This is a genomic window from Escherichia sp. KTE31 (assembly GCF_000407925.1).
GTDB lineage: Bacteria > Pseudomonadota > Gammaproteobacteria > Enterobacterales > Enterobacteriaceae > Escherichia > Escherichia ruysiae.
Genome location: NZ_KE136723.1, coordinates 935,143 through 960,190 on the forward strand (window position 1 = coordinate 935,143; position 25,048 = coordinate 960,190).

Genomic DNA, 25,048 nt, shown 5'->3' on the forward strand with positions numbered 1-25,048 from the left:
TTACGTTATGTCTCACCGCGACACGCTATTTTCTGCCCCTATCGCCAGTCTGGGTGACTGGACCTTTGATGAACGGGTAGCCGAAGTCTTCCCGGATATGATCCAGCGTTCCGTTCCTGGCTATTCCAATATTATTTCAATGATTGGGATGCTGGCTGAACGCTTTGTACAACCAGGTACGCAGGTCTACGATTTGGGCTGTTCTTTGGGCGCCGCGACGCTCTCGGTGCGTCGCAACATTCATCATGATAATTGCAAAATTATTGCCATCGACAACTCTCCAGCGATGATCGAACGCTGCCGTCGCCATATCGATGCATACAAAGCGCCGACACCTGTAGACGTGATCGAGGGTGACATTCGCGATATCGCTATTGAAAACGCGTCAATGGTGGTACTGAATTTTACCCTGCAATTCCTGGAACCTTCTGAACGTCAGGCATTACTGGATAAAATTTATCAGGGGCTGAATCCTGGCGGCGCGCTGGTGCTTTCGGAAAAATTCAGTTTCGAAGATGCCAAAGTTGGTGAACTGCTGTTCAACATGCACCACGACTTTAAACGAGCCAACGGTTACAGCGAGCTGGAAATCAGCCAGAAGCGCAGCATGTTAGAAAACGTAATGTTGACTGATTCCGTTGAAACCCACAAAGCGCGTCTGCATCAAGCCGGGTTTGAACATAGCGAGCTATGGTTCCAGTGCTTTAACTTTGGTTCGCTGGTGGCATTAAAAGCAGAGGACGCTGCATGATCGACTTTGGTAACTTTTATTCTCTGATTGCCAAAAATCACCTTTCGCACTGGCTGGAAACACTGCCCGCGCAGATTGCCAACTGGCAGCGTGAACAGCAGCACGGTCTGTTTAAACAGTGGTCCAATGCGGTGGAATTTCTGCCTGAAATTAAACCGTATCGTCTTGATTTACTGCATAGCGTGACGGCAGAAAGCGAAGAGTCACTGAGTGCCGGGCAGATTAAACGCATTGAAACCCTGATGCGCAATCTGATGCCGTGGCGCAAAGGGCCGTTCTCGCTGTATGGCGTTAACATTGATACCGAATGGCGTTCCGACTGGAAGTGGGATCGTGTTCTGCCCCATCTCTCTGATTTGACCGGGCGCACGATCCTCGATGTCGGCTGCGGCAGCGGTTATCACATGTGGCGCATGATTGGCGCGGGTGCACATCTGGCGGTGGGTATCGACCCGACCCAACTCTTCCTCTGCCAGTTCGAGGCGGTACGCAAACTGCTGGGTAACGATCAGCGCGCACATCTGTTGCCTTTAGGCATTGAACAACTTCCGGCGCTGAAAGCCTTTGATACCGTCTTTTCGATGGGCGTGCTTTACCATCGCCGTTCGCCGCTGGAGCATCTCTGGCAGTTGAAAGATCAGCTGGTGAATGAAGGTGAACTGGTACTGGAAACACTGGTTATTGATGGCGACGAAAACACCGTGCTGGTGCCGGGCGATCGTTACGCGCAAATGCGTAATGTCTATTTCATCCCTTCCGCGCTGGCGCTGAAAAACTGGCTGAAAAAGTGTGGTTTTGTTGATATCCGCATTGTGGACGTGAGCGTTACCACAACAGAAGAGCAGCGTCGCACTGAATGGATGGTTACCGAGTCTCTGTCCGATTTCCTCGACCCGCATGATCCGAGTAAAACAGTAGAAGGCTATCCTGCGCCTAAACGCGCGGTGCTGATTGCGCGTAAGCCGTAAAAATTTAGCGCCCATTTCCGGGCGCTATTTATTTCTTACGCCTGAATGGCTGGCTGATCAAACGCCGTTAACTTCGGCGCATTGCCCGTGTATTTTTCGATATACACCAGCGAGGTGTTACCGGCACAGGCATTCGCCAGCTGCGAGCTTGGAATATCCGCCGTTAACACGTTTGCGCAGCCGTTTTTACACAAGCCATTTTCCAGATCTGGCCATGCGCCTTCATGCACGCATACCACGCCTTTTTTGATCCCGTCAGTCACCACGGCTCCAGTCAGGATCTGACCGCGTTTGTTCCAGACGCGTACCAGATCGCCGTTCGCAATGCCAAAACGAGCAGCATCTTCGGTGTGAATGGTGATCGGCTCACGATCGGCAACCGCATATTTTTTACGCAACTCCGCATAGTTAAGCTGACTGTGTAAACGGTGTGCCGGATGCGCGGTCAGAAGCTGCAACTGCTTCTCGTCGGCGGTGCCTTTCCACTCATCAGGTGCAAGCCAGGTTGGGTGCGCCGGGCAATCCTTATAAGCAAATTTTTCCAGCGTTTTGGAATAGATCTCAATTTTGCCGCTTGGCGTACCCAGCGCGTTTTTCACCGGATCGGCGCGGAAATCGCCATAGCGAACATATTGCTCGTTCTTCTCGCTGCGGCGCATTTCGAGCAGTTTATTTTGCAACCAGAAGGTATTAAACACTGGCATGGTGACACGCTGCGCACGGGCGCTTTTCTGAGCGGCATCATAAAAGAATTTCAGCCACGCCATTTCATCTTTACCTTCGGTATAGATCTCTTTTCCGCCAGGTTTCAGTAATTCAGCAAGGTCGGCAAACACGTCAAAATCGTTACGTGCTTCAAACTGCGGCGCAACCACTTGCTTCATCGGTACGATGTGCTGGTTGCTGTAGTCGCCGGTCATCGTCAGGTCATTGCGCTCAAACGATGTGGTGATCGGTAATACGATATCCGCGTGTTTAGCTGCTGCCGTCCAGTAGCATTCAGAAACGACGATCAGCTCTGGTTTCTGCCAGGCTTTTATCAGACGATTGGTATCCTGGTGATGGGTGAAATTACCGCCGCCAGCCCACCAGATCATTTTGATATTGGGGTAAGTTTGTTCTTTACCGTTGTGCTGATATTTGCCGCCAGGATTTTCCAGCGCATCGACAATACGGGCGACAGGGATCGCCGTCATTCCGCCATCATCAGCAGCCTCACTGGCCTGTCCGGCAATCGCCGCAGACATTTCCGGCAGTACGCCGCCAACGCGTGTTGGGTTGCCACCGTTGGAGTAATGATAAGAGAAACCAAAGCCGCCGCCCGGCGTACCAATCTGTCCTAACATCGCCGCCAGGGTCACCAGCATCCAGTGTTTCTGTTCACCATATTGCTGGCGCTGAATTCCCCAACCTGCCATCAGCATCGTGCGATTCGCCGCCATCAGTTCGGCAAGTTTGACTATCTGCGCCTCCGGCACACCGGTAATTTCCGCCGCCCAGGCCGCGCTCTTCGGCGTATTATCTTTCTTGCCGGTCAGATACTCTTCAAATTGCGGATAGCCGGTGGTGTATTTTTCAAGGAACGCTTTATCGTGTTTGCCTTGTGTCATCAGGGTGTGCGCAACCCCTAACATCAGCGCCACGTCGGTGCCCATATTCGGCGCGATCCAGGTGGCGTTATCGCCAAAGAACTCGATCGTTTCGGAACGGATAGGATCAATGGCAATCACCGGTTTGCCAGATTTCTTCAGTTGATGGAAGTACTCCAGCCCCTCCTCATCGGTACTGCTCCAGGCAATTTTTAAGGTATTCAGCGGGTTCATCCCCCACAACACCACCACCTGGCTGTTTTCCAGAATCAGCGGCCAGGAGGTCTGCTGTTCATAAACCTCTACGGAACCGACAACGTGCGGCATGATCACCTGCGCAGCCCCGGTCGAGTAATCGCCACTATGTCCTGAATAACCGCCCGCCAGATTCATATAACGTTGCAGTAAAGTTTGCGCTTTATGCAACACGCCAGAAGAACGCCAGCCGTAAGATCCGGCAAAAATGGCCGATGGTCCATTGGCCTTGCGGATGCGATCGTGTTGTTCATGAATCAGTTTTAATGCTTGTTCCCAGCTCACCTGAACGTAACTGTCGTCGCCGCGACCTTTCGCCGGTTGCAGTGGATTGTCGAGATAGCTTTTTCGCACCATCGGATGCTGAATACGCGCCGTGGTATGCACCTGATCCGCCGCCGTAGATTGCAAAGAGTTCGGGATGGTCTTCGCCAGCGCGCCTGTAGAAGAAACAATTTTACCGTCCTTCACTTCTACGTTCATCGCTCCCCAACGGCCTGCGGTAAGAATTTTACCGCCCTTCTCTTCTGCCCAGGCAGGTAACGGTACAGCCGATGTCACCACCAGCGCCCCTGCCGCAATACCGCTATGTTTAATAAACTCACGTCTTGTTAATGTCATAACTTCCTCCCTGATCAACGAAGATCACTGTTTCTCGGTAATATCCTTAGCGTTGTACTGGAAGTACCGCGTCAAAATATCCAGTTCGTTTTCGCTCATGCTGGTTCGCGCCCCCATCCCTTTGGCAATGGACGGCCAGGCATTGACGGTGTAATGGTCGGCGGCAATAGGCGCATGGCAACCAGCGCAATAGGTGCCGTCGAGTTTTTCAGCGTATTGCCATAGCGGTTTACGGTCCGCTAATGCGGGATCGGTAAGCGTCCCCTGTAATGACGCCTGACGCCATTGATTACCGTATTCGTCAGCTTTCCATTCCCCGTTTATCGTTAGCGCCTTGATACCTTCTTCGCTTAGTGTGGCTAACGCCAGCCGTTGACCTGCCGCCAGGTAGAGCGTGTTTTCACTGCCCTGCATCTGATATCCCTGCAACAGGACGAGCGGCTGTTTGCCACTGGCATCAACAACCGTGAGATCGGTGCCAGGATTCACAGTAGCCAGTTCACCTATGCGGGAAGGTTTGAAAGGATAAATATGCGCGCCATTAGTCACTGATGTGGCGGCCTGACTTTCCAGTTCATGCTCCGCCTTGTCATCCATTTTTATTTCAGGCGGAAAATGGGCAATGCCTTTATGACAATCGATACAGGTTTCGCCATCCTTTTGCGCTTTGTTATGCATTTTCTGCGCAGCTTCACTTTGCGAAGCAATATCCATGGCATCAAAAGAATGGCAACTACGGCACGTTGCAGAGTCTGAGGCCTTTAATTCTTTCCACACTGTTTCGGCCATTTCCTGACGATGGGATTCGAACTTATCGTCGCTGTCTATTTTGCCGCTAACAAATTCATGATAAATATCTTTAGATGCTTTTAATTTAGCAAATAAATAATCCATTCCTGACTTTGGAATATGGCAATCGGCACATTCAGCACGAATACCTTTTTGATTAGAAAAATGGACAGTCCCCTGATATTCCTCAAACGGTTTGCTCATTGAGTGGCAGGAAAGGCAAAATGCGGTATCCGACGTTTTATGTAAGACTTTTTGCGCCAGCAATAACCCACCGCCACCCACCACTACTGCCATGAGCAGAAAAAATAACCAAATGCGTTTTTTCCCTCGCATAGATTCCTCTAATTAAATTTCAGTACACCGAACTAGTTGTATAAATAAATACACAACGAATTAATAACTCACTAAATTCGGCACAACACTGCCTGAAATAATCGACAAAGAATATGATTTATTGCAATTTAACCATTAATTATTAAAGAAGAAAGCAGTCGTTATTTTTAATATATATTTGGTGGTTTTAATAATTTAAATCACATAGTTAATATGAATATATATAACATTTTAGCAGCATGAATTTGCACACTATCACACGATGACTGTTCATTTTTTATACTACTCAAGAATAAAAAAAGGCCCCTGTTGAATGGGCAGGGGCCTGGTACGAGCAAGCATCATATTGGGCGACATGATGCAACGGTAAAAATCATTTGGCCTGATGGCGCTCAATGATTCCTTTCATTTCAGCAACCGCCGTCCCGTCTACGACATAACGCGAATACTCGTCCGCGCGTGCATCTGATGACATGGACAATCCCTGATTACGATAACGCATCGGTGAGGCTTGCCACGCTCCTGCAGAGCTATGGACTTCCAGCACTCCGGCATCGAGGAAATGGTGCAGGTTTTCTGCACGGACTCCTGCTCCGGCCATGATGATTGGAGCATCACCATAGGCAATAAGTTCCATAATTTTTGATAAACCTTGCAATGCATCTGATTTTTGCCCCGATGTCAGCACCCTGGCAACGCCTAATTCAGCAAGGTTATTCAGTGTATTTAAAGGGTTAGCGCACATATCGAAGGCGCGATGAAAAGTGACTGCCAGCGGACCGGCAGCCGCCATTATTTTTTCCATTCGTGGCATATCGACATTACCGTCAACATCCAGAACGCCCGTCACCAGCCCAGGAAATCCTAATTCGCGTACTGTGCGGATATCTTCAAGAATGGCGGCAAACTCACCGTCGCTGTAGCAAAAATCGCCACCGCGTGGGCGGATGATCGGATGTACGGGGATCGTAACATGCTGGCGCACGGACTTAAGAACGCCCAGCGACGGCGTTAGCCCCCCTTCTTTCGGTGCCGCACACAATTCTATTCTGTCGGCACCGTTTTGCTGCGCCGTCAGCGCGCACTCCATGCTGTAACAGCAAATTTCCAGTAATGCCATTTTTGCTCCTTAATCACGCCGACTGCTCACTGGCGACAATCTCTTCGATAGACCACGGATGAAACTTAATCGTCGTTTTGCCATCGGTGACCGCCAGCGTCGGATTTGGTAATCGCTCATGTTCACCTTTTGGCGAGCTGGTTTTAACCGAGATCCCCGGCTGGCGGAGTCCTTCATCAGAAAGCAACGCCAGCGCACGAGCATTCAACGTTTCCGGCTCTCCTGGCAGAACAATTTCGATATGTTCCCAGCCTTCGTGCGGGTAGCGTTTTTCCCCAGGCCACGGTAGCTCCACAATGGAAAACTGCCAGTGAGCAACCTGTACCGGTTCACGCAATTTAAACAGGCAAATCGGTCTGCCATTGATAATATTTTCTGACAGGAGTTCGCCGCACTGTTCAAACCCGCGACGCCAGCGTTCAGCCGTGGCGTTTTGATGGCAACGCAAAGAAATGTGATCGGCAGTCAGCGGGGTAATATCCAGCCCCAGGCGGTGTGAAAGTTGGTCTAATGCGTGGATAAATCGCGGTAAATCCGAAGCAATATCCTGCAGCTCGTCGATAGATTGCCAGTTCGCCATAATCACTCTTCGTCTTTCAGTAAAAGCGTTAATTTACCCTGTTGCCCTACGCCAACCAACTGCTGATTTCACGCCGCTTCTGATGCAATAGTGAAAACGGCAATACGCCACGCGCACGTTGCTGACGAAAACAGCCATTTGCAGTATACTCCCGCCCTAATTTCTTTAACTGGTGCGGGCAATTTTTGCTCGCTTCATCAATGTAAGGTATTCCGGTGAATATTCAGGCTCTTCTCTCAGAAAAAGTCCGTCAGGCCATGATTGCGGCAGGCGCGCCTGCGGATTGCGAACCGCAGGTTCGTCAGTCAGCAAAAGTTCAGTTCGGCGACTATCAGGCTAACGGCATGATGGCAGTTGCTAAAAAACTGGGTATGGCACCGCGACAATTAGCAGAGCAGGTGCTGACTCATCTGGATCTTAACGGTATCGCCAGCAAAGTTGAGATCGCCGGTCCTGGCTTTATCAACATTTTCCTTGATCCGGCATTCCTGGCTGAACATGTTCAGCAGGCGCTGGCATCCGAGCGTCTCGGTGTTGCTACGCCAGAAAAACAGACCATTGTGGTTGACTACTCCGCGCCAAACGTAGCGAAAGAGATGCACGTCGGTCATCTGCGTTCCACCATTATTGGTGACGCGGCAGTACGTACTCTGGAGTTCCTCGGTCACAAAGTGATTCGCGCTAACCACGTTGGCGACTGGGGCACTCAGTTCGGTATGCTGATTGCGTGGCTGGAAAAGCAGCAGCAGGAAAACGCCGGTGAAATGGAACTGGCTGACCTTGAAGGTTTCTACCGCGATGCGAAAAAGCATTACGACGAAGATGAAGAGTTCGCCGAACGCGCACGTAACTACGTGGTAAAACTGCAAAGCGGTGACGAATATTTCCGCGAGATGTGGCGCAAGCTGGTCGACATCACCATGACGCAGAACCAGATCACCTACGATCGTCTGAATGTGACGCTGACCCGCGATGACGTGATGGGCGAAAGCCTTTATAACCCGATGCTGCCGGGTATCGTGGCAGATCTGAAAGCCAAAGGTCTGGCAGTAGAAAGTGAAGGCGCGACCGTCGTATTCCTTGATGAGTTCAAAAACAAGGAAGGCGAACCGATGGGCGTCATCATTCAGAAAAAAGATGGCGGCTATCTCTACACCACCACCGATATCGCCTGTGCGAAGTACCGTTACGAGACGCTACATGCCGATCGCGTGCTGTATTACATCGACTCCCGTCAGCATCAACACCTGATGCAGGCGTGGGCGATCGTCCGTAAAGCAGGCTACGTGCCGGAATCCGTACCGCTGGAACACCACATGTTTGGCATGATGCTGGGTAAAGACGGCAAACCGTTTAAAACCCGTGCTGGTGGTACGGTGAAACTGGCCGATCTGCTGGATGAAGCACTGGAACGTGCACGTCGTCTGGTGGCAGAGAAGAACCCGGATATGCCAGCTGACGAGCTGGAAAAACTGGCTAACGCGGTTGGTATTGGTGCGGTGAAATACGCGGATCTCTCCAAAAACCGCACCACCGACTACATCTTCGACTGGGACAACATGCTGGCGTTTGAGGGTAATACCGCGCCGTACATGCAGTATGCCTACACCCGCGTATTGTCCGTGTTCCGTAAAGCAGAAATTAACGAAGAGCAACTGGCTGCCGCTCCGGTGATCATTCGTGAAGATCGCGAAGCACAACTGGCTGCTCGCCTGCTGCAGTTTGAAGAAACCCTCACTGTGGTTGCTCGTGAAGGCACGCCGCATGTGATGTGTGCTTACCTGTACGATCTGGCCGGTCTGTTCTCTGGCTTCTACGAGCACTGCCCGATCCTCAGCGCAGAAAACGAAGAAGTGCGTAACAGCCGCCTGAAACTGGCACAACTGACGGCGAAGACGCTGAAGCTGGGTCTGGATACGCTGGGTATTGAGACAGTAGAGCGTATGTAATCCATTTTTCGTGAGAATGAAGCCTGATCAGGGTTACCCGATCAGGCTTTTTTATTGCCATCTAAATGTATTCTGAAAATGGACATACCATCGTTTTCTCACTGTTGGGTAAGAGGCCAGAAGCGTAATATCCAGCCCCTGGGAAACGGTAACGGTTGATTTTAAGGAATACCGCAGTGTTTAAATTTCTTGTATTAACATTAGGCATTATTTCTTGCCAGGCTTACGCAGAAGATACGGTTATAGTAAATGACCATGACATTTCAGCCATCAAAGATTGTTGGCAAAAAAATTCAGATGATGATACTGACATTAACGTGATCAAATCATGCCTGCGACAAGAATACAATCTCGTCGATGCGCAATTAAATAAAGCCTATGGTGAAGCTTATCGTTATATAGAACAGGTGCCACGCACAGGTGCAAAAAAACCTGATACCGAACAACTTAACTTGCTTAAAAAATCACAACGAGCCTGGCTGGACTTTAGGGACAAAGAATGTGAATTAATCCTTTCAAATGAGGACGTTCAGGATTTAAGTAACCCTTATTCTGAATCAGAATGGCTATCATGTATGATCATCCAGACCAATACGCGAACTCGCCAGTTGCAGCTATACCGTAACTCTGAAGATTTTTATCCAAGCCCTTTGACAAGAGGGTAATTCACATATTTTTGGCATGTTTTGTTGCAAGCTATTCCTGATAAATAATTGCAACAAAACATGGAGCCTTTATCACTGAGTTATTAAACATGCTCGCGAGCGCGTATTTTTTATTTGTACTTCAGCGATAATTCACAATCACTTCATTACGTTGTACCTTCAGCGGCGGAATTAACCGCCCACCGCCAGGCACTTCCCAGATAAAGCGCAACGGTTCTGCTGCCGGGATGCCGGAAAAGGCCACAGTGTTCCCGCTCTGCCCGTCTAATTCGACACAACGAGATTGCGAGCACAAGCGAACCCGCAGCCCCGATGGTGTCGGGCCGATAAGCTGATAACGCCACGCCACCAGCGTCATCAATCCTGAAACAGGTTGTCGCGAAGAAAGAGGTGCTGACGACATCGACTCACCGCGATGATTTAGCGTAACGCCCACACTACTTGTCTGCCACATCCCCTCCCCGGCGGCTTGTACAACCAGCGGAAACAACAATATCGCCAGTAAGATCCTCATTATTTACCACCAATAGTCGCCGTCATCCGAATCTGCCGGTTATCAGAGAGTTCGAGATTCGACAGCACCACCAGTTGCTGCAGGCTACGGCGCAGAAAGCGAGACAATAGCGGGCGCAGCGCGTGGTTCACCAACAGTACTGGCGGCGCACCCAGCATCTCCTGACGGGATAATGCTTCTTGGGTTTGCGCCAGCAAACGATCCGCCAGCCCCGGTTCCAGTCCGCCACCGCCCTGCAACGCCTGTAACAGTAACCGCTCCAGTGGCGTATCCAGACCAATAACGTGAACTTCATCTTTACCGGGGAACCACTGCTGAGTAATTGCCCGCCCCAGCGCCACGCGGACGACGGCGGTTAATTCATGCGGATCGCTCTGGATGGGCGCGTGTTCCGCCAGCGTTTCGAGAATGGTGCGCATATCGCGGATCGGTACTTTTTCATCAAGCAGGTTTTGTAGCACTTTATGCAGCGTAGTGAGCGTGACAACGCCAGGAACCAGATCCTCCGTCAGTTTTGGCATCTCCTGCGCCACGCGATCCAGCAACTGCTGCGCCTCCTGGCGACCAAACAGTTCTGCGGCATGTTGACTAATGAGGTGGTTAAGATGCGTTGCCACCACTGTACTGGCTTCAACTACCGTATATCCCTGAATCTGCGCTTGTTCTTTAAGCGCACTTTCGATCCAGATAGCATTAAGACCAAATGCCGGATCGACAGTCACTTCACCGGGTAGCGTCCCGGCGGCTGTTCCTGGGTTAATGGCCAGCCAGCGCCCCGGATAAGCATCACCACTGCCAATCTCAACGCCTTTCATCAAGATACGATAGCGGGCAGGTTGTAGATCCATATTGTCGCGGATGTGCACCACTGGTGGCAGAAAGCCCATCTCCTGAGCAAATTTCTTGCGAATACTGCGAATACGACCAAGCAACTCGCCATCCTGCTGAAAATCGACCATCGGGATCAGCCGATAACCCACTTCCATTCCCAGAGAATCTTCCAGTTGCACATCGTTCCAGGTCGCTTCGACAACGGCATTATTTTCCGCCATCTTCACTGGTTTCGGTTCAGCAGGCGCGTTTTGTTCGCGTCCACGTATCCACCACGCCAGCCCCAGCAATCCCGCTGTGAACAGTAAAAATACCAGGTTTGGCATTCCTGGCACCAGACCAAGTAAACCCAACACAGCGGCACTTAACAGCATGACTCTGGGGTTACTGAAAAGCTGATTCACCATCTGCTCGCCAACATCCTGATCGGTGCTGACTCGCGTAACGATAACCCCCGCAGCGGTAGAAATAACCAGTGCTGGTATTTGCGCGACCAGGCCATCACCGATGGTCAACAGCGTATAACTTTCCGCTGCATGACCCATGCTCATGCCATGTTGCAACACACCAACCAGCAATCCGCCAACAACGTTAATGACCATGATGAGGATCCCGGCGATGGCGTCACCACGGACAAACTTACTCGCCCCGTCCATTGAGCCGTAAAAATCAGCTTCCTGGGTCACTTCTGAACGTCGCTTTTTTGCTTCATCTTCGCCAATCAGGCCAGCATTGAGGTCGGCATCAATCGCCATCTGTTTACCTGGCATTCCGTCGAGAACAAAACGCGCGCCCACTTCCGCAATACGCCCGGCACCTTTGGTGATAACCATAAAGTTGATGATCACAAGAATGACAAACACCACAATGCCGATGGCAAAGTTACCGCCCACGAGAAAATGACCGAACGCTTCGACGACCTTCCCTGCCGCCGCCGCGCCGGTATGGCCTTCCATCAAAATGATACGCGTGGAAGCCACATTAAGCGCCAGACGCAGCAGCGTGGTAAACAACAGAATGGTCGGAAACGCGGCAAACTCAAGCGTGCGCTGGGTAAACATCGCCACCAGCAACACCATAATCGACAAGGCAATATTGAAGGTAAACAGCAGATCGAGAATGAATGCAGGCAATGGCAGCACCATCATCGACAAAATCAGCAAGATCAAAATAGGCCCGGCAAGGATCTGCCATTGTGTCGATTTCAGGTTTGCGGGCAGGCGCAGCATCGCGGCCAGATTACTCATGGGACGGTTTCTCGTTGATAAAATCCAGGGCTTCCGGCACCGGAAGATAAGTGGGTTGTACGGGGCGTTGTCCACCGGCCAGACGCCAGCGTTTCAGTTGCCAGACCCAGGCCAGCACTTCCGCCACGGCGGCATACAGTTGACCGGGAATTTGCTGGCCGATTTCTGCGTGTCGATACAGCGCGCGCGCCAGCGGCGGTGCTTCAAGAGTCGGGACGTTATTTTCAGCGGCAATTTCACGAATGCGTAACGCCACCAGCCCCGCGCCTTTAGCAACGACTTTCGGCGCGCTCATTTTGTTTTCGTCATATTGCAATGCCACTGAGTAGTGAGTTGGGTTATTAACAATGACGTCCGCTTTCGGCACATCGGCCATCATCCGCCGCCGCGCGGCAGCACGCTGCATCTGACGAATTCGCCCTTTGACATGCGGATCGCCTTCGCTTTGTTTGAACTCATCACGAATATCCTGTCGTGACATACGCAGCTTTTTCAGGTGGCTGAAAATTTGAAAAAAGACGTCAAATCCCACCATCGGAATGACACCAAGCACCACTAAAAGCGCGCATAACCCCACAACATCCATCGCGTTAGCCATTGCAGTAATGGGTGACTGCGCCATTAAGCGCATCATCTGCGGCCAGTGATGCCAGAGATAAAAGCCAGTAACACAGCCAACCAGTGTAGATTTCAGGATAGCTTTCAGCAGCTCCGCGCCAGTTTGCGCCGAGAACATACGTTTAATGCCCGGTAGCGGGTTGAGTTTAGAAAACTTCGGTTGCAATGATTTACCACTGAATACCAGCCCCCCCAGCATGACCGGCGAAATAAGCGCCACCAGCACCACCCCGCTAATCAGCGGCAACAGTGCCAGCATGGCTTCTCTGATCAGCAAAATAATCTGTCCGAGGATCAGGTTGGGATCATTGATGATGCTGTGATCAAAATGCAGCCCGGCGGAGAGCATCCCCGACAACCGCCGTGCCAGAGACGCGCCACCAAACCAGATAACACACACGCCAACCAGCAAAATCAGCAGTGAAGTCAGCTCACGGGAGCGTGGGATCTGCCCCTCTTCCCGCGCTTTTTCAAGTCGGTGAGGTGTGGGGGCTTCTGTTTTGTCGTCGCTCTCGTCAGACACGTCGCCAATCCTGGAAATGGTGATAAGCATGAATAATGCCAGAGCGGAAAGCGTTCAATGCCTGGAGTAAGAGGCAAAACAGGTGGGATTTGGGGCTTTTGCCGCAGTACATCAGGCATAGTGCATATTTGTCGGATGTGGTGTAAACGCCTTATCCGACCGCCTGATATGACGCGGTCACGCCACATCAGGCAATACAAATCAAAATCCAAGACTATCCAGTAAATCGTCCACCTGATCCTGACTGGCAACCACACCGGCTTTGCTGGTATCGACCTGTGGTCCGTTAAGCAAACTCTGGTTTTCACGTTTCGGGCGCGCATCCTGCTCCGGGATGTTTTCCAGCAGCACCATCAACAGCTGGCGTTCAATTTCCTGAATCACATCCATCATCCGTTTAATCACCTGCCCGGTGAGATCCTGAAAATCCTGCGCCATCATAATTTCCAGTAACTGCGCGTTAGTGAAGCTGGTATGAGCGGGCACATCCGCCAGAAATTGCCGCGTATCCGTCACCAGTTCCCGGGCATCGGCAAGGTCAATCGGATCGGCAAACCAGTCATCCCAACGTTGGGTTAATGCTTTTGCCGATTTCTCCATTTGATCCTGATGCGGTTGCGACGCCTCAACGCTGTTCAGCGCCCGCTCTGCGGCCTGCGCAGTCATCTGTACAACGTAGAACAGGCGATCGCGGGCATCAGGGATGGCTTCCGCTGCTTCGGCTATCGCCTGATCCAGCCCCAGCTCACGCAGGCTGTCACGCAGCATACGCGTCAGGCTGCCGATGCGCGCTATGATATCGCCGGCTGCATGTTCATCAGCAGGTTTGATTGATGGTTGCATCATAGTCGCATCCTCACATGCCCAGTTTCTCAAAGATTTTGTTGAGTTTTTCCTCCAGCGTCGCGGCGGTAAATGGCTTAACCACATAGCCACTGGCCCCCGCTTGTGCTGCCGCGATAATGTTCTCTTTCTTCGCCTCTGCGGTCACCATCAGCACTGGCAGCGCCGACATCACCCCATCGGCACGAATGGTTTTCAGCAACTCCAGACCATCCATATTCGGCATATTCCAGTCGGAGATCACAAAACCATAACCACCCGCCTGTAACTTGTTGAGAGCATCAGCGCCATCTTCTGCTTCCTCAACATTGTTGAAACCCAACTCTTTCAGTAGGTTACGCACAATGCGTCGCATGGTGGAAAAGTCATCCACAACCAAAAATTTAAGTTCTTTATCCGCCATTTCACACTCCTGATTTAAATACGTATCGCCTGTCCGGCACTGATTTTCGCCAGCATTTGCTGGCTTACCTGGCTAAGATCGACCACTTCGCAGACGCCCCCCAGATTGATAGCCTCGCGCGGCATACCGAACACCACACAGCTTGCTTCGTTTTGCGCAAGGGTCCATGCCCCCGCCTGACGCATCGACAACATTCCCGCCGCACCGTCGTTGCCCATACCGGTGAGGATCACCCCAACCGCGTTGCGCCCCGCCTGTCTGGCGACAGAATGAAACAACACATCCACTGACGGTCGATGACGGTTAACCGCCGGGCCATCGTGAATTTTGATTTGATAGTTCGCGCCGCTGCGCGCCAGTTCCATATGTCGATCGCCAGGGGCGATATAGGCATGTCCCGGTAAGACGCGTTCACCGTCTTCCGCCTCTTTCACGCCGATTTGACACAGCTTATTCAGGCGGTCGGCAAAAGAACGGGTAAAGCCAGGCGGCATATGCTGGGTGATTAACAGTGCCGGGCTGGAAAGCGGCAGCGGCTGCAATACGTGCCGAATTGCCTCAGTTCCCCCCGTCGAAGCGCCAATCGCAATCAGTTTTTCAGAACTCAACAACGGCCCCGCCTTCAGTGTTGCCGGAGCCGATAACGGTTTATGCGCCGCGAGGCTCGCCCTTGACGCCGTACGCACCTTTTCAGCGATCATTTCGCTGTACGCCAGCATCCCTTCTCGAATACCCAGTTGCGGTTTAGTGACAAAATCTATCGCTCCCAACTCCAGCGCGCGCAGCGTCACTTCAGAACCTTTGCCGGTCAGAGAAGAAACCATCACAACGGGCATTGGACGCAAACGCATTAACTTTTCGAGGAAATCCAGTCCGTCCATCCGTGGCATTTCAACATCCAGCGTCAGCACATCGGGGTTGAATTTCTTAATCAAATCTCGTGCGACCAGCGGATCGGGCGCCGTTGCCACCATTTCCATATCGCTATGGCTGTTGATGATTTCCGTCATGATCTGGCGCATCAGTGCCGAATCATCGACAGACAACACCCTGATTTTGCTCATGGTTAATCCTTACTTAGCGCATACACCGTCTGCCCACGCAGCGTGAAGCTGCGCTCAAGGTGGCTGAAATTTTCAGAGTGCCCCGCAAACAGCAATCCGTCAGGTTTAAGTAGTGGTACGAAGCGGCGCAAAATCTCCTGTTGGGTCGTTTGATCAAAGTAGATCATGACGTTACGACAGAAGATCGCATCAAACGGCCCCGGTACGGTGTACTGTTTCGCCAACAAATTCAGCGGGGAAAAATCGACATAGCTCGCCAGTTCCTGGCGCACGCGCACCAGCCCTTCATGCGGCCCCGTGCCGCGCATGAAGTAACGCTGGAGTTGTTGTGGCGTCAGGTTTTTCAGTTCTTCATGGCGATAAATACCGCTTCTGGCTTTTTCCAGCACTTCGGTGTCGATATCACTGGCGAACACTTTCCAGCGTCCGGGCGCGGTGCCTAATGTGTCCGCCAGTGTCATGGCAATACTGTACGGCTCTTCACCTGTCGACGCCGCCGCGCTCCATACACGATATTCTCCGGAACGACGGCGAGCGTGAGCCGCGATCAGTGGGAAATGATGCCCTTCACGAAAAAATGCCGTCAGGTTGGTGGTCAGCGAGTTAATAAATGCCTGCCACTCGCCGCTGTGCTGATTAGATTCCAGCATGTTCAGATAATGACCAAAATCGACCAGTCCCAGCGAACGCAAACGGCGTATCAACCGGTTGTAGACCATGTCACGCTTGTGATCGGCCAGAACGATCCCCGCCCGTTGATAGATCAATTGACTTATCCGCCGAAAATGAACGTCGGAAAGCACCAGGCGCTCGGTCATCTGTAACAATAAAGACGTTTGCCCACAGGGCTGAGATGATGTCATAGCGCCTTCTCAATCACTTCAGGAAACCACTGACACAGCCTGTAACTGCGCCGATTGTGTTGTAATAGCGCCATCAGAGACGATAAGCGCGACGTTCTGTTGCATCATCGGCCTCATCTGGCGGCAATGACGCTTGAGTAAATACCCATCAAAATGTTTCCCAGTTTGGCTCTTGTTCCGCGATACGCCGCCGCGACTGTGCTGGTGATTGCTCACTGGCAGGCCGGGATTTTAGTGGTGGTTTGTGGTTTAGCTGACTTGCAGCCAGACGAAATGCGGATACAGCCTGAGTTAAACGGCTGGCCTGCTCTTCCAGTGCGGCAGCAGCGGCGGCTGACTCCTGCACCAACGAGGCATTCTGTTGAGTGACGCGATCCATTTCCGACACAGCCAGCGCAACTTGATCAATGCCACGGCTCTGCTCATCGGAGGCTGAAGCAATTTCCCCCATAATGTCGGTGACGCGCGTAACCGCATTAACGATACTCGTCATCGTTTCCCCGGCGCTTTCGACCAGCACCGAACCGGTATCAACGCGGGAAACTGAGTCTTCTATCAGAGCTTTGATCTCTTTTGCTGCCTGGGCGCTGCGACTGGCAAGATTACGCACTTCGCCCGCCACCACAGCAAAACCACGCCCCTGTTCCCCGGCACGCGCGGCTTCAACAGCGGCATTCAGCGCGAGGATATTGGTCTGGAATGCGATGCCGTCGATTACGCTAATAATGTCGGCAATTTTCTTCGAACTGTCGGCGATTTCATGCATGGTTTTCACCACGCCATCCACCACTTTGCCGCCGTGCTGCGCGGTGTCGGAGGCACTTTGTGCCAGTTGCGAGGCCTGACGGGCGTTATCGGCGTTCTGTTTTACCGTCGCGGTGAGCTGTTCCATGCTGGCGGCAGTTTCTTCCAGCGCGGATGCCTGCTGTTCAGTACGGGAGGAAAGATCGGTATTGCCCGCAGCAATTTCACGTGTGCCGGCATAGATGGCGTCCGACCCCTGCCGCACGTGAGTAACTGTGTCGGTCAAGGAACGCTGCATATGCGAAACGCTCTGTGCCAGCTCGCCCATTTCACTGCGTCCATCAATGATGAGGCTATTCGCCAGGTTACCGCCGGCAATTTCGCGAATGTGAGCAATGATTTTCGCCAGCGGGTTAAGCAACATGCGGCGGATGCCGAACCACGCCACCAGCAAAATTAATACCACCACCAGCGCGATAATCGCCAGTTGCCACTGGGAAAAGCGGTAATCTTCTGCATTGTTAGTGACGATATTGCGGTAAAGTTTTTCACTACTAAGGGCGTACTGAGCAAATGCTTCGCCCATCGCATTTTGCATTCCCTGGGTTGGTTGAGCGAAGTAGGCGCCAGTATTGCCATAATCAAGATAATCAATCAGTTCTGTTAATGCTGTGTGATAGTCTTTGTATTTTTCATCAATATTACGACTGGTGGCGACCATTTCAGGTAACGGCGCCATGCTTTTGAATTTTTTATAATGGGTAGACGCCTGGGCCAATGTTTTCCTGGCGCTATCGAGCAATTCAACTTTTGCACTGCTTTGTTGATTGGATGAATCCATCATCATCCGCACCGCTGAACGACTCAGGTTAATGCGCGTTTGTAGCATTAAATCCCAGGTTGAGGTTAGCTCACTCTGTTGTTCCCGTAGTTCATTGGAAACGACAAAGCTTTTCTGGCTATGGTGAAGCGAAGAAAAAAACAGACTGCCGGAAATAAGCTGTAACAGTGCAAATACCCCCAGCACCATCATCAGCAGCGTGACTACGCGGATACGGTTAATCATAAGGCACCTTCCTGAAAACAAGTTGTTTTCGTTATCGGCAGGAAGAAGGGAAACTTTATTGCTGATGCCAGTCATGGCGAAATGAAGTAAAAAAACCCGATGCGCAGGTCATCGGGTTCATTTCAGTACAGCAGGATAAATTACGCCACCTCTGACGCTGCGCTATCTAACAGCGCCATCTCTTCACTATTGAGCAGTTTTTCGATATTCACCAGAATTAACATGCGGTCACCCAGCGCCCCCAGCCCGGTGAGATATTCAGTAGAAAGCGTCACAGCAAATTCCGGTGCCGGACGAATTTGCTCCGCCGTCAATGAAAGAACGTCTGACACGCCATCAACCACAATGCCGACCACACGCTGCCCCAGATTCAGGACGATGACCACCGTGTTGTCGTTATATTCCACATCCACCTGGCTGAATTTAATGCGTAAGTCGACAATCGGCACAATAACGCCGCGCAGGTTAGTGACACCTTTGATAAATGCAGGCGTGTTCGCAATCCGCGTAACCTGATCATAGCCACGGATCTCCTGCACTTTCAGAATATCAATACCGTACTCTTCGTCACCAAGGGTAAATACCAGAAATTCCTGGCCTGACGGTTCGCTGGCCAGTTTTGTTACATTTGTCATACCGGTCATATTTATTACCTTTTTACTCAATCAGGCGGCGGTGTTCGCCATACATTGTTCGCGGTTTATCGTCTGCAAGGCAGATACATCAACAATCAGTGCCACGCTGCCGTCGCCGAGAATCGTTGCGGCGGATATTCCCGGGATTTTTCGATAGTTACTTTCCAGGTTTTTCACTACCACCTGGTGTTGACCAATTAATTGATCCACCAGCAAGGCGTAGCGGCGACCGCCACTTTGCAGGATCACCACAATGCCCTGAGTGGCTTCAGTTTTCGCGCCCGCAACGTTGAACACTTTCCACAGTTCGACGATGGGCAGATATTCACCTCGTACTTCCAGTACCCGCTCGCCACCCGCCAGTGGATGCATATCAGCTTCACGAGGTTGCAATGATTCCATGACGGCATTCAGCGGCAGAATGAAAACTTCATCTGCAACACGCACAGACATGCCATCAAGGATCGCCAGCGTCAGCGGCAGTAAAATACGGATTGTGGTTCCTGCGCCCGGCTTCGATTTGATTTCGACATGACCGCCCATCTCCTGGATATTACGTTTGACGACATCCATACCAACGCCGCGTCCAGAGACATCGGTAACCTGCTCTGCTGTAGAAAAACCAGGAGCAAATATCAGCATTGCCACTTCGTCATCCGTCATGTTGTCGCTGACGGTCAGACCCTGTGAAACAGCTTTTGCCAGAATCCGTTCACGGTTCAGCCCCGCGCCATCGTCGGTTACTTCGATGCAGATGTTGCCGCCCTGATGTTCAGCAGACAGAACCAAATTTCCGACGCTATTTTTGCCTGCGGCGAGGCGTTTTTCCGGCAGTTCAATTCCGTGGTCGAGACTGTTGCGTACCAGGTGGGTCAGCGGATCGATAATGCGTTCTATCAGACTCTTGTCGAGTTCGGTGGAACTGCCCACCAGCGTCAGTTCCACCTGCTTGCCGAGTTTTCCCGCCAGATCACGCACCAGCCGGGGATAGCGACTAAAGACATATTCCATCGGCATCATGCGGATCGACATCACCGATTCCTGCAAATCACGAGCGTTACGTTGTAACTGCCCCATGCTGGTAATCAAATCACCATGATTAACCGGGTCCAGTTCGCTGGAACGCTGGGCCAGCATTGACTGGGTGATAACCAGTTCGCCGACAAGGTTAATCAGTTGATCAACCTTCTCCACCGCCACACGGATACTGGTGGATTCGCTGCCGCGCGGCGGTTTTTCCCGTTCTGCCCGTACGGCTGGCGCTTCTGCTGCGGCAAGTTTAAGCACCGGTGGCGCAGATACTTTCGCCGTAGACTCAACGCTTTCAAAGGCAATCTGATCGGCCTCAATGACAAAGCAAAGCACCGCAGTAATGTCGTCTTCCGCAATATCTCCCGCTAATGTCGCCGATAGCGAATCGGCTCCTTTCACCACGTCAGCCAACGTTGTCAGATGTCCCAGCTCTTCTTCCAGCAGATCGATTTCTCCCGCTTTCAGGCGCGAAAGGATAATTCGTCTCGGCGATTGACTACTATTCTGACCATCTTGCGGTTCACTTTTGGCAACCACACTTAATCGGGTCACTGCGGATACCGTTTCGCCTTTCGCTTCTAATGCCAGTTGACGCAAGGCCTGGCAGATATAATCGAAGTTGGCGGTATCCGGCTCTTGCGACTGTTTATAAGCGTCGAGCTGTTCTTGCATGATGTCCTTCGTTTCCAAAAACAGATTGATAATGTCGGTATTAAGCTGCATCTCACCGCGTCTGGCTTCATCGAGCAGATTTTCCATCAGATGCGTGGTTTCCTGTAACACAGTAAAACCAAACGTTCCTGCCCCTCCTTTGATGGAATGGGCTGCACGGAAGATGGCATTCAACTGTTCGGCATCTGGCGCTTCAGGTTGCAAATTAAGCAGATGCTGCTCCATATCGGCTAACAGTTCGTCCGCTTCATCAAAAAATGTCTGATAAAAATCGCTTATATCCATGCTCACGCTGTCACCTCGGTTCGGCTGATGGCATTGTGGGAACACTGACCTGCGGTGCGCTCCCTGTTTTTTCCAGAACACTTACCGGCTCATTCTGGCTTTCAGCGTTTTCATGCAAAATAGCTTGTTCGGCTTGTCTGTTCAGAACCAGCAGGCTGATTCGACGGTTGACGGCATCATCAGGTCCACGATCGCTTAAACGCATGGTGGCTGCCATGCCGACAACGCGCAGAATTTTGCCATCAGCCAGACCGCCCACCATTAGCTCACGGCGCGACGCATTAGCGCGTTCGGCAGAAAGCTCCCAGTTGCTATAGCCTTGCTCACCCTTGGCGTAAGGGAAATCATCGGTATGACCGGAGAGACTGATACGGTTAGGAATACCGTTCAGCACAGGCGCAATACTCCGCAGAATGTCACGCATATAGGGTTCGACGTCAGCACTGCCGGTTTTAAACATCGGGCGATTCTGGCTGTCGATAATCTGAATGCGTAAACCTTCCTGCACCAGATCGATTTTGAGATGTGGACGCAGCGCCCGTAGTTTCGGGTCTGATTCAATAAGCTGGTCGAGATCGCCCCGCAATTTCCGCAGCCGACTTTGCTCCATGCGTTTTTTCAGTTCTTCAATGTCTGGCTGCTTATTCACTTCTCCCTGGCTTTGGGTGTAATCATCACCCCCGCCAGGAATTGGGCTTTCACTATTCGAAATGCGATCGCCGCCCGTTACTGCCGTCGCCAGCGGCGTGCGGAAATATTCCGCAATCTGAATCAGCTCTTTTGGGCTGGAGATGGAGATCAGCCACATCACCAGAAAAAAAGCCATCATCGCAGTCATAAAGTCAGCATAAGCAATCTTCCACGATCCATGCGCCGAGCCGTGACTTTTCGCTTTGCGTCGCTTGACGACAATAATTGGATGCGCGTGATTCTTCATGCTTCCTCGGTTGTCGTCTGCTGTTGCGGATTTTTCACTGCACGAACGTGCTCTTCCAGTTCGACGAACGACGGGCGCTCGCTGGAGTAGAGCGTTTTGCGACCAAATTCAACCGCAATTGGCGGTGCATAACCGTTGAGATTAGAAAGCAGTATGACTTTGACGCACTGCATCATTTTGCTGGTCTCTGCGCTTTTCTGGCGCAAAACACTTGCCAGCGGGGAAATAAATCCGTAAGCCAATAAGATACCGAGGAAAGTCCCCACCATCGCATGAGCAATCAGCGCCCCCAGTTCGGCGGCAGGACGATCGGCTGAACCTAACGCGTGAACCACCCCCATCACTGCGGCGACAATACCAAATGCCGGGAGCGAGTCACCGACCAGCGCCAGACTGTTTGCCGGGACTTCCGCCTCGCTTTCGTGAGTCTCGATCTCTTCATCCATCAAAGCTTCGATTTCGAAGGTATTCATGTGACCACTAATAATCAGGCGCAGATAATCGACAATAAAATCAAGCATGACGGCATCTGCCATAATGCGAGGATAACTGGCGAAGATCTCGCTCTCGCGAGGATTTTCAATATCGCGCTCCAGCGAAAACATGCCCATCTGGCGTGATTTCGCCATTAGCCGGTAAAGCAGTGCCAGCAGATCCATATACATCGCTTTGGTGTATTTGGAGCGGCGAAACAGTAACGGCAGCGCCTTAAGCGTGCCTTTGATGGCTTTACCGTTGTTGCCGACAATAAACGACCCAATGCCTGCACCGGCAATAATCACCAGTTCAGCGGGTTGATAGAGTGCTCCAAGGCTTCCGCCGGTCATCAAATAACCGCCGAAAACTGTACCGAGAACAACCAGGTAACCTAATAAGATAAGCACGACATCATCCTTTCACTGTTGACCATGACAGGATGTTCAGTCGTCGGGCGTTAACTTACGGTCGGGGAAAAAAAGCAGCGACAATCACTTGCCGCTGCTGGAATGTTTCGCCATATCGCGTGAGTTAAACAGCCTGTACTCTCTGTTCATCCAGCAGTTGAGGGATAATATCGGCAGGGTCTTGAGAAAGTTTACGTCTTTTTACCGCTCGTGATGGCGGCTGACATAAGCTGCAGGCAAAGCTGCCAACAGGCTGATGGGCATGGGTGATAAAATTACCGCCGCAGCACTTGCAACTGGAAAGTTGTAGTAAACCACTTTCAACAAATCGCACCAGTGTCCAGGCGCGTGTCAACGCCAGCAGAGGGCCTTCTTCGGCTTGCGGACACTGTTCGAGGTATAAACGATAGGCTTTGATCACGGCATCGACGCCGTTACATAACCCGGTTTTCAGCAAAAACTGCCATGCATTACAAAACATCGACGCATGAACATTTTGTTCCCAGGTCATAAACCAGTCGGTGGAGAATGGCAGCATACCTTTCGGCGGCGGACTTCCGCGCAGTTCTTTATAGAGTTTGATCAGGCGTCCGCGACTTAATTGTGTTTCACTTTCCAGCATCTGCAAACGAGCGCCGAGGGTGATCAATTCCATTGCCAGCTGAATATCCCGGGCTTCCTGAACAATGCTTTTTTCGCTCATTATCAGGCCCTTTTTTTACGCAGCACTTCTTCGGGCTGATTAACATCATTCAACAAACGTGTAGAGAGCATGATACCGGTATGAACTTGCTGGAGATCGTCAACGCGGGAATCCTGCGTCAACTGATTAATAGTCTGGTGGCTGTCAAAGCGGAAATGACAAATCAGTTGATTGGTTTCTGCCAGTTTAACCATTTGCGGAAGCGTCAGCGTCGCTAACGTTGTTGCCATTTCTTCATTAATACCGAGACGAAACATGGCGGACGCTTTGTCCTGAACGATCAGACGTTGTGCAAGAAGTAAATATGACAAATTGATGTCATAAATATGTTTCAGCAACTCGGAGGTATGCATTATTCCCATCCAGAATAACTAACTTTATTTTTATGCGGTATCACCGCACCCCGTGATGTCGCCGGGAAATCCCGGTAAAAAGTAAATAACCATGGAATAGTTGCGATCAACGAAAAAACACAGGCATCGTAAGAGATGAAACAATCCCTTACAGAGAGTAGTGTTTTTTACACTTATCTAAGATTTTTCCTAATTCGACGCAACTGTACTCGTCACCACTCACACATACAACGGAGCGACGCTGCGATTTTCGATAATGTGTGACTCAGATCACACAAAACACTCAATTACTTAACATTAATGTATAAGTCATACTTTTGTTTTGGTGATATTTCATTCTGTTAAAAAGTTTTTCAGCACCCCTGACTTCAAAAATGAAGTGGATGCATAAAATTATTATGTTGCGCACTGTTAATATAAATCACCGTAAATAACCATATGTTATGTATGAAATAAATTTATTTATCCTCTATAAATTATTTTCAAACAGAGAGTTACATAACATGAGCCTGTTCAAGTGAAAATAAAGCCGGGAACCCCTCAAATGTTAAGTAAATGTTTTACAAATATTATCCATTTGTTTTATAAGGAAAATAGTTAATTTCACTTCTTATAACCACACTGGTGATCGCATGATAACATTGCGGTACTAATTAATTATTCTTACTAGTAACCAGCCTAATATTTACCTTTTTGACTGAGTTGTTATTGCATCAGTGCCTCATTCAGAGTAAAGCTGTAATAACACCTGAAGTTCACAGAATAAGGAGCAGGTTATGAGCTATACCAATGTTCTTGTTGCCGTAGCTGTCTCGCCAGAAAGCCAGCAACTGTTAACAAAAGCGGTATCTATCGCCCGTCCGGTTAATGGACGCATAAGTTTGATCACTCTCGCTTCCGACCCGGAAATATTCAATCAATTAGCCGCACCGATGCTTGAAGATTTACGCAGCGTGATGCATGAAGAAACACAAAACTTTCTTGATAAATTAATTAAGGATGCGGGATATCCGGTAGAAGAGACGTTTATTGCTTGCGGAGAGTTAAGCGAACATATTCTGGCAGTGTGCCGTAAACATAAATTCGATTTGGTGATTTGCGGCAATCATAACCACAGTTTCTTTTCGCGAGCATCCTGCTCAGCGAAAAGTGTGATTGCCTCAAGCGAGGTCGATGTACTACTGGTTCCGCTTAAGGGAGATTAACCG

General features: G+C 50.8%; 24 protein-coding genes. 5 read left to right on the forward strand and 19 right to left on the reverse strand.

The window, feature by feature from the left end; translation table 11 throughout:
• The first annotated feature begins 7 nt into the window (after positions 1-7).
• Positions 8-751 carry a carboxy-S-adenosyl-L-methionine synthase CmoA gene (gene cmoA, locus WES_RS08950; protein ID WP_000019621.1) on the forward strand — a complete coding sequence of 248 codons (744 nt, stop codon included), beginning with the start codon at positions 8-10 and terminating at the stop codon, positions 749-751.
• Complete coding sequence (cmoB, locus tag WES_RS08945) at positions 748-1,719, forward strand: tRNA 5-methoxyuridine(34)/uridine 5-oxyacetic acid(34) synthase CmoB (protein ID WP_016158426.1); 972 nt, start codon at positions 748-750, stop codon at positions 1,717-1,719. The genes cmoA and cmoB overlap by 4 nt, the downstream gene beginning before the upstream one ends.
• Before the next feature lie 35 nt (positions 1,720-1,754).
• Here the strand turns inward: cmoB and torZ are convergent, their stop codons facing one another.
• From torZ to WES_RS08925, 4 genes are all read right to left on the reverse strand, one after another.
• On the reverse strand, positions 1,755-4,184 hold the full coding sequence (gene torZ, locus WES_RS08940) for a trimethylamine N-oxide reductase TorZ (RefSeq protein ID WP_016158427.1): 2,430 nt from the start codon (positions 4,182-4,184) through the stop codon (positions 1,755-1,757).
• Positions 4,185-4,208: 24 nt separating this feature from the next.
• Positions 4,209-5,309 (reverse strand): NapC/NirT family cytochrome c, encoded by a 1,101-nt coding sequence (locus tag WES_RS08935; protein ID WP_016158428.1) that lies wholly within the window; start codon positions 5,307-5,309, stop codon positions 4,209-4,211.
• Between the two features lie 373 nt (positions 5,310-5,682).
• Entirely contained in the window at positions 5,683-6,429 is a 747-nt protein-coding gene (gene cutC, locus WES_RS08930; protein ID WP_001185708.1) for a copper homeostasis protein CutC, read from the reverse strand.
• A 13-nt stretch (positions 6,430-6,442) separates the two neighbouring features.
• On the reverse strand, positions 6,443-7,009 hold the full coding sequence (locus tag WES_RS08925) for a VOC family protein (protein WP_016158429.1): 567 nt from the start codon (positions 7,007-7,009) through the stop codon (positions 6,443-6,445).
• A gap of 215 nt (positions 7,010-7,224) precedes the next feature.
• On the opposite strand from WES_RS08925, the gene argS reads away from it, so the two are divergent.
• The gene (gene argS / locus WES_RS08920; protein ID WP_016235222.1) at positions 7,225-8,958 is read left to right on the forward strand and encodes an arginine--tRNA ligase; all 1,734 of its coding nucleotides are present in this window, start codon (positions 7,225-7,227) and stop codon (positions 8,956-8,958) included.
• A gap of 41 nt (positions 8,959-8,999) precedes the next feature.
• On the opposite strand, the gene yecV is transcribed toward argS, so the two are convergent.
• On the reverse strand, positions 9,000-9,044 hold the full coding sequence (gene yecV, locus WES_RS24400) for a protein YecV (RefSeq protein WP_211180499.1): 45 nt from the start codon (positions 9,042-9,044) through the stop codon (positions 9,000-9,002).
• A 90-nt stretch (positions 9,045-9,134) separates the two neighbouring features.
• Between yecV and WES_RS08915 the strand changes: the two genes are divergently transcribed.
• Positions 9,135-9,623 carry a lysozyme inhibitor LprI family protein gene (locus tag WES_RS08915; protein WP_016158432.1) on the forward strand — a complete coding sequence of 163 codons (489 nt, stop codon included), beginning with the start codon at positions 9,135-9,137 and terminating at the stop codon, positions 9,621-9,623.
• 121 nt (positions 9,624-9,744) lie between these two features.
• Here the strand turns inward: WES_RS08915 and flhe are convergent, their stop codons facing one another.
• From flhe to flhD, 14 genes are all read right to left on the reverse strand, one after another.
• Positions 9,745-10,137, reverse strand: a complete 393-nt coding sequence (gene flhe / locus WES_RS08910; RefSeq protein WP_001221460.1) for a flagellar protein FlhE — start codon at positions 10,135-10,137, stop codon at positions 9,745-9,747.
• The gene (gene flhA, locus WES_RS08905; RefSeq protein ID WP_016158433.1) at positions 10,137-12,215 is read right to left on the reverse strand and encodes a flagellar biosynthesis protein FlhA; all 2,079 of its coding nucleotides are present in this window, start codon (positions 12,213-12,215) and stop codon (positions 10,137-10,139) included. The genes flhe and flhA overlap by 1 nt, the downstream gene beginning before the upstream one ends.
• Positions 12,208-13,356, reverse strand: coding sequence for a flagellar biosynthesis protein FlhB (flhB, locus tag WES_RS08900; protein WP_001278915.1), 1,149 nt, complete (start codon positions 13,354-13,356; stop codon positions 12,208-12,210). The genes flhA and flhB overlap by 8 nt, the downstream gene beginning before the upstream one ends.
• Before the next feature lie 201 nt (positions 13,357-13,557).
• On the reverse strand, positions 13,558-14,202 hold the full coding sequence (cheZ, locus tag WES_RS08895; RefSeq protein ID WP_000983594.1) for a protein phosphatase CheZ: 645 nt from the start codon (positions 14,200-14,202) through the stop codon (positions 13,558-13,560).
• Between the two features lie 10 nt (positions 14,203-14,212).
• Complete coding sequence (gene cheY / locus WES_RS08890) at positions 14,213-14,602, reverse strand: chemotaxis response regulator CheY (protein WP_000763857.1); 390 nt, start codon at positions 14,600-14,602, stop codon at positions 14,213-14,215.
• A 14-nt stretch (positions 14,603-14,616) separates the two neighbouring features.
• On the reverse strand, positions 14,617-15,666 hold the full coding sequence (gene cheB, locus WES_RS08885) for a protein-glutamate methylesterase/protein glutamine deamidase (protein ID WP_000036400.1): 1,050 nt from the start codon (positions 15,664-15,666) through the stop codon (positions 14,617-14,619).
• Positions 15,667-15,668: 2 nt separating this feature from the next.
• On the reverse strand, positions 15,669-16,529 hold the full coding sequence (gene cheR, locus WES_RS08880; protein ID WP_000204527.1) for a protein-glutamate O-methyltransferase CheR: 861 nt from the start codon (positions 16,527-16,529) through the stop codon (positions 15,669-15,671).
• 148 nt (positions 16,530-16,677) lie between these two features.
• Positions 16,678-18,339, reverse strand: a complete 1,662-nt coding sequence (gene tar / locus WES_RS08875) for a methyl-accepting chemotaxis protein II (RefSeq protein ID WP_016158434.1) — start codon at positions 18,337-18,339, stop codon at positions 16,678-16,680.
• A gap of 140 nt (positions 18,340-18,479) precedes the next feature.
• Positions 18,480-18,983, reverse strand: coding sequence for a chemotaxis protein CheW (gene cheW, locus WES_RS08870; protein WP_000147309.1), 504 nt, complete (start codon positions 18,981-18,983; stop codon positions 18,480-18,482).
• A gap of 21 nt (positions 18,984-19,004) precedes the next feature.
• Positions 19,005-20,969, reverse strand: a complete 1,965-nt coding sequence (cheA, locus tag WES_RS08865; protein WP_016158435.1) for a chemotaxis protein CheA — start codon at positions 20,967-20,969, stop codon at positions 19,005-19,007.
• A gap of 4 nt (positions 20,970-20,973) precedes the next feature.
• Positions 20,974-21,900, reverse strand: a complete 927-nt coding sequence (motB, locus tag WES_RS08860; RefSeq protein ID WP_016158436.1) for a flagellar motor protein MotB — start codon at positions 21,898-21,900, stop codon at positions 20,974-20,976.
• The gene (motA, locus tag WES_RS08855; RefSeq protein WP_000906346.1) at positions 21,897-22,784 is read right to left on the reverse strand and encodes a flagellar motor stator protein MotA; all 888 of its coding nucleotides are present in this window, start codon (positions 22,782-22,784) and stop codon (positions 21,897-21,899) included. Before motA ends, motB begins: the two co-directional genes overlap by 4 nt.
• 124 nt (positions 22,785-22,908) lie before the next feature.
• Positions 22,909-23,487, reverse strand: a complete 579-nt coding sequence (flhC, locus tag WES_RS08850) for a flagellar transcriptional regulator FlhC (protein WP_001291598.1) — start codon at positions 23,485-23,487, stop codon at positions 22,909-22,911.
• A gap of 2 nt (positions 23,488-23,489) precedes the next feature.
• A complete protein-coding gene (gene flhD / locus WES_RS08845) occupies positions 23,490-23,840 on the reverse strand; it encodes a flagellar transcriptional regulator FlhD (protein ID WP_001516558.1) in 351 nt (116 codons plus the stop codon).
• A 776-nt stretch (positions 23,841-24,616) separates the two neighbouring features.
• On the opposite strand from flhD, the gene uspC reads away from it, so the two are divergent.
• A complete protein-coding gene (gene uspC, locus WES_RS08840) occupies positions 24,617-25,045 on the forward strand; it encodes a universal stress protein UspC (RefSeq protein ID WP_000122664.1) in 429 nt (142 codons plus the stop codon).
• Positions 25,046-25,048: the final 3 nt, after the last annotated feature.

What these genes read in the sequence shown, in the direction of transcription:
- cmoA (WP_000019621.1), top strand. Translation starts at nt 8, where the DNA reads ATGTCTCACCGCGACACGCTATTTTCTGCCCCTATCGCCAGTCTGGGT.
- cmoB (WP_016158426.1), top strand. Translation starts at nt 748, where the DNA reads ATGATCGACTTTGGTAACTTTTATTCTCTGATTGCCAAAAATCACCTT.
- torZ (WP_016158427.1), bottom strand. Translation starts at nt 4,184, where the DNA reads ATGACATTAACAAGACGTGAGTTTATTAAACATAGCGGTATTGCGGCA.
- WES_RS08935 (WP_016158428.1), bottom strand. Translation starts at nt 5,309, where the DNA reads ATGCGAGGGAAAAAACGCATTTGGTTATTTTTTCTGCTCATGGCAGTA.
- cutC (WP_001185708.1), bottom strand. Translation starts at nt 6,429, where the DNA reads ATGGCATTACTGGAAATTTGCTGTTACAGCATGGAGTGCGCGCTGACG.
- WES_RS08925 (WP_016158429.1), bottom strand. Translation starts at nt 7,009, where the DNA reads ATGGCGAACTGGCAATCTATCGACGAGCTGCAGGATATTGCTTCGGAT.
- flhe (WP_001221460.1), bottom strand. Translation starts at nt 10,137, where the DNA reads ATGAGGATCTTACTGGCGATATTGTTGTTTCCGCTGGTTGTACAAGCC.
- flhA (WP_016158433.1), bottom strand. Translation starts at nt 12,215, where the DNA reads ATGAGTAATCTGGCCGCGATGCTGCGCCTGCCCGCAAACCTGAAATCG.
- cheZ (WP_000983594.1), bottom strand. Translation starts at nt 14,202, where the DNA reads ATGATGCAACCATCAATCAAACCTGCTGATGAACATGCAGCCGGCGAT.
- cheY (WP_000763857.1), bottom strand. Translation starts at nt 14,602, where the DNA reads ATGGCGGATAAAGAACTTAAATTTTTGGTTGTGGATGACTTTTCCACC.
- cheB (WP_000036400.1), bottom strand. Translation starts at nt 15,666, where the DNA reads ATGAGCAAAATCAGGGTGTTGTCTGTCGATGATTCGGCACTGATGCGC.
- cheR (WP_000204527.1), bottom strand. Translation starts at nt 16,529, where the DNA reads ATGACATCATCTCAGCCCTGTGGGCAAACGTCTTTATTGTTACAGATG.
- tar (WP_016158434.1), bottom strand. Translation starts at nt 18,339, where the DNA reads ATGATTAACCGTATCCGCGTAGTCACGCTGCTGATGATGGTGCTGGGG.
- cheW (WP_000147309.1), bottom strand. Translation starts at nt 18,983, where the DNA reads ATGACCGGTATGACAAATGTAACAAAACTGGCCAGCGAACCGTCAGGC.
- motB (WP_016158436.1), bottom strand. Translation starts at nt 21,900, where the DNA reads ATGAAGAATCACGCGCATCCAATTATTGTCGTCAAGCGACGCAAAGCG.
- flhC (WP_001291598.1), bottom strand. Translation starts at nt 23,487, where the DNA reads ATGAGCGAAAAAAGCATTGTTCAGGAAGCCCGGGATATTCAGCTGGCA.
- flhD (WP_001516558.1), bottom strand. Translation starts at nt 23,840, where the DNA reads ATGCATACCTCCGAGTTGCTGAAACATATTTATGACATCAATTTGTCA.
- uspC (WP_000122664.1), top strand. Translation starts at nt 24,617, where the DNA reads ATGAGCTATACCAATGTTCTTGTTGCCGTAGCTGTCTCGCCAGAAAGC.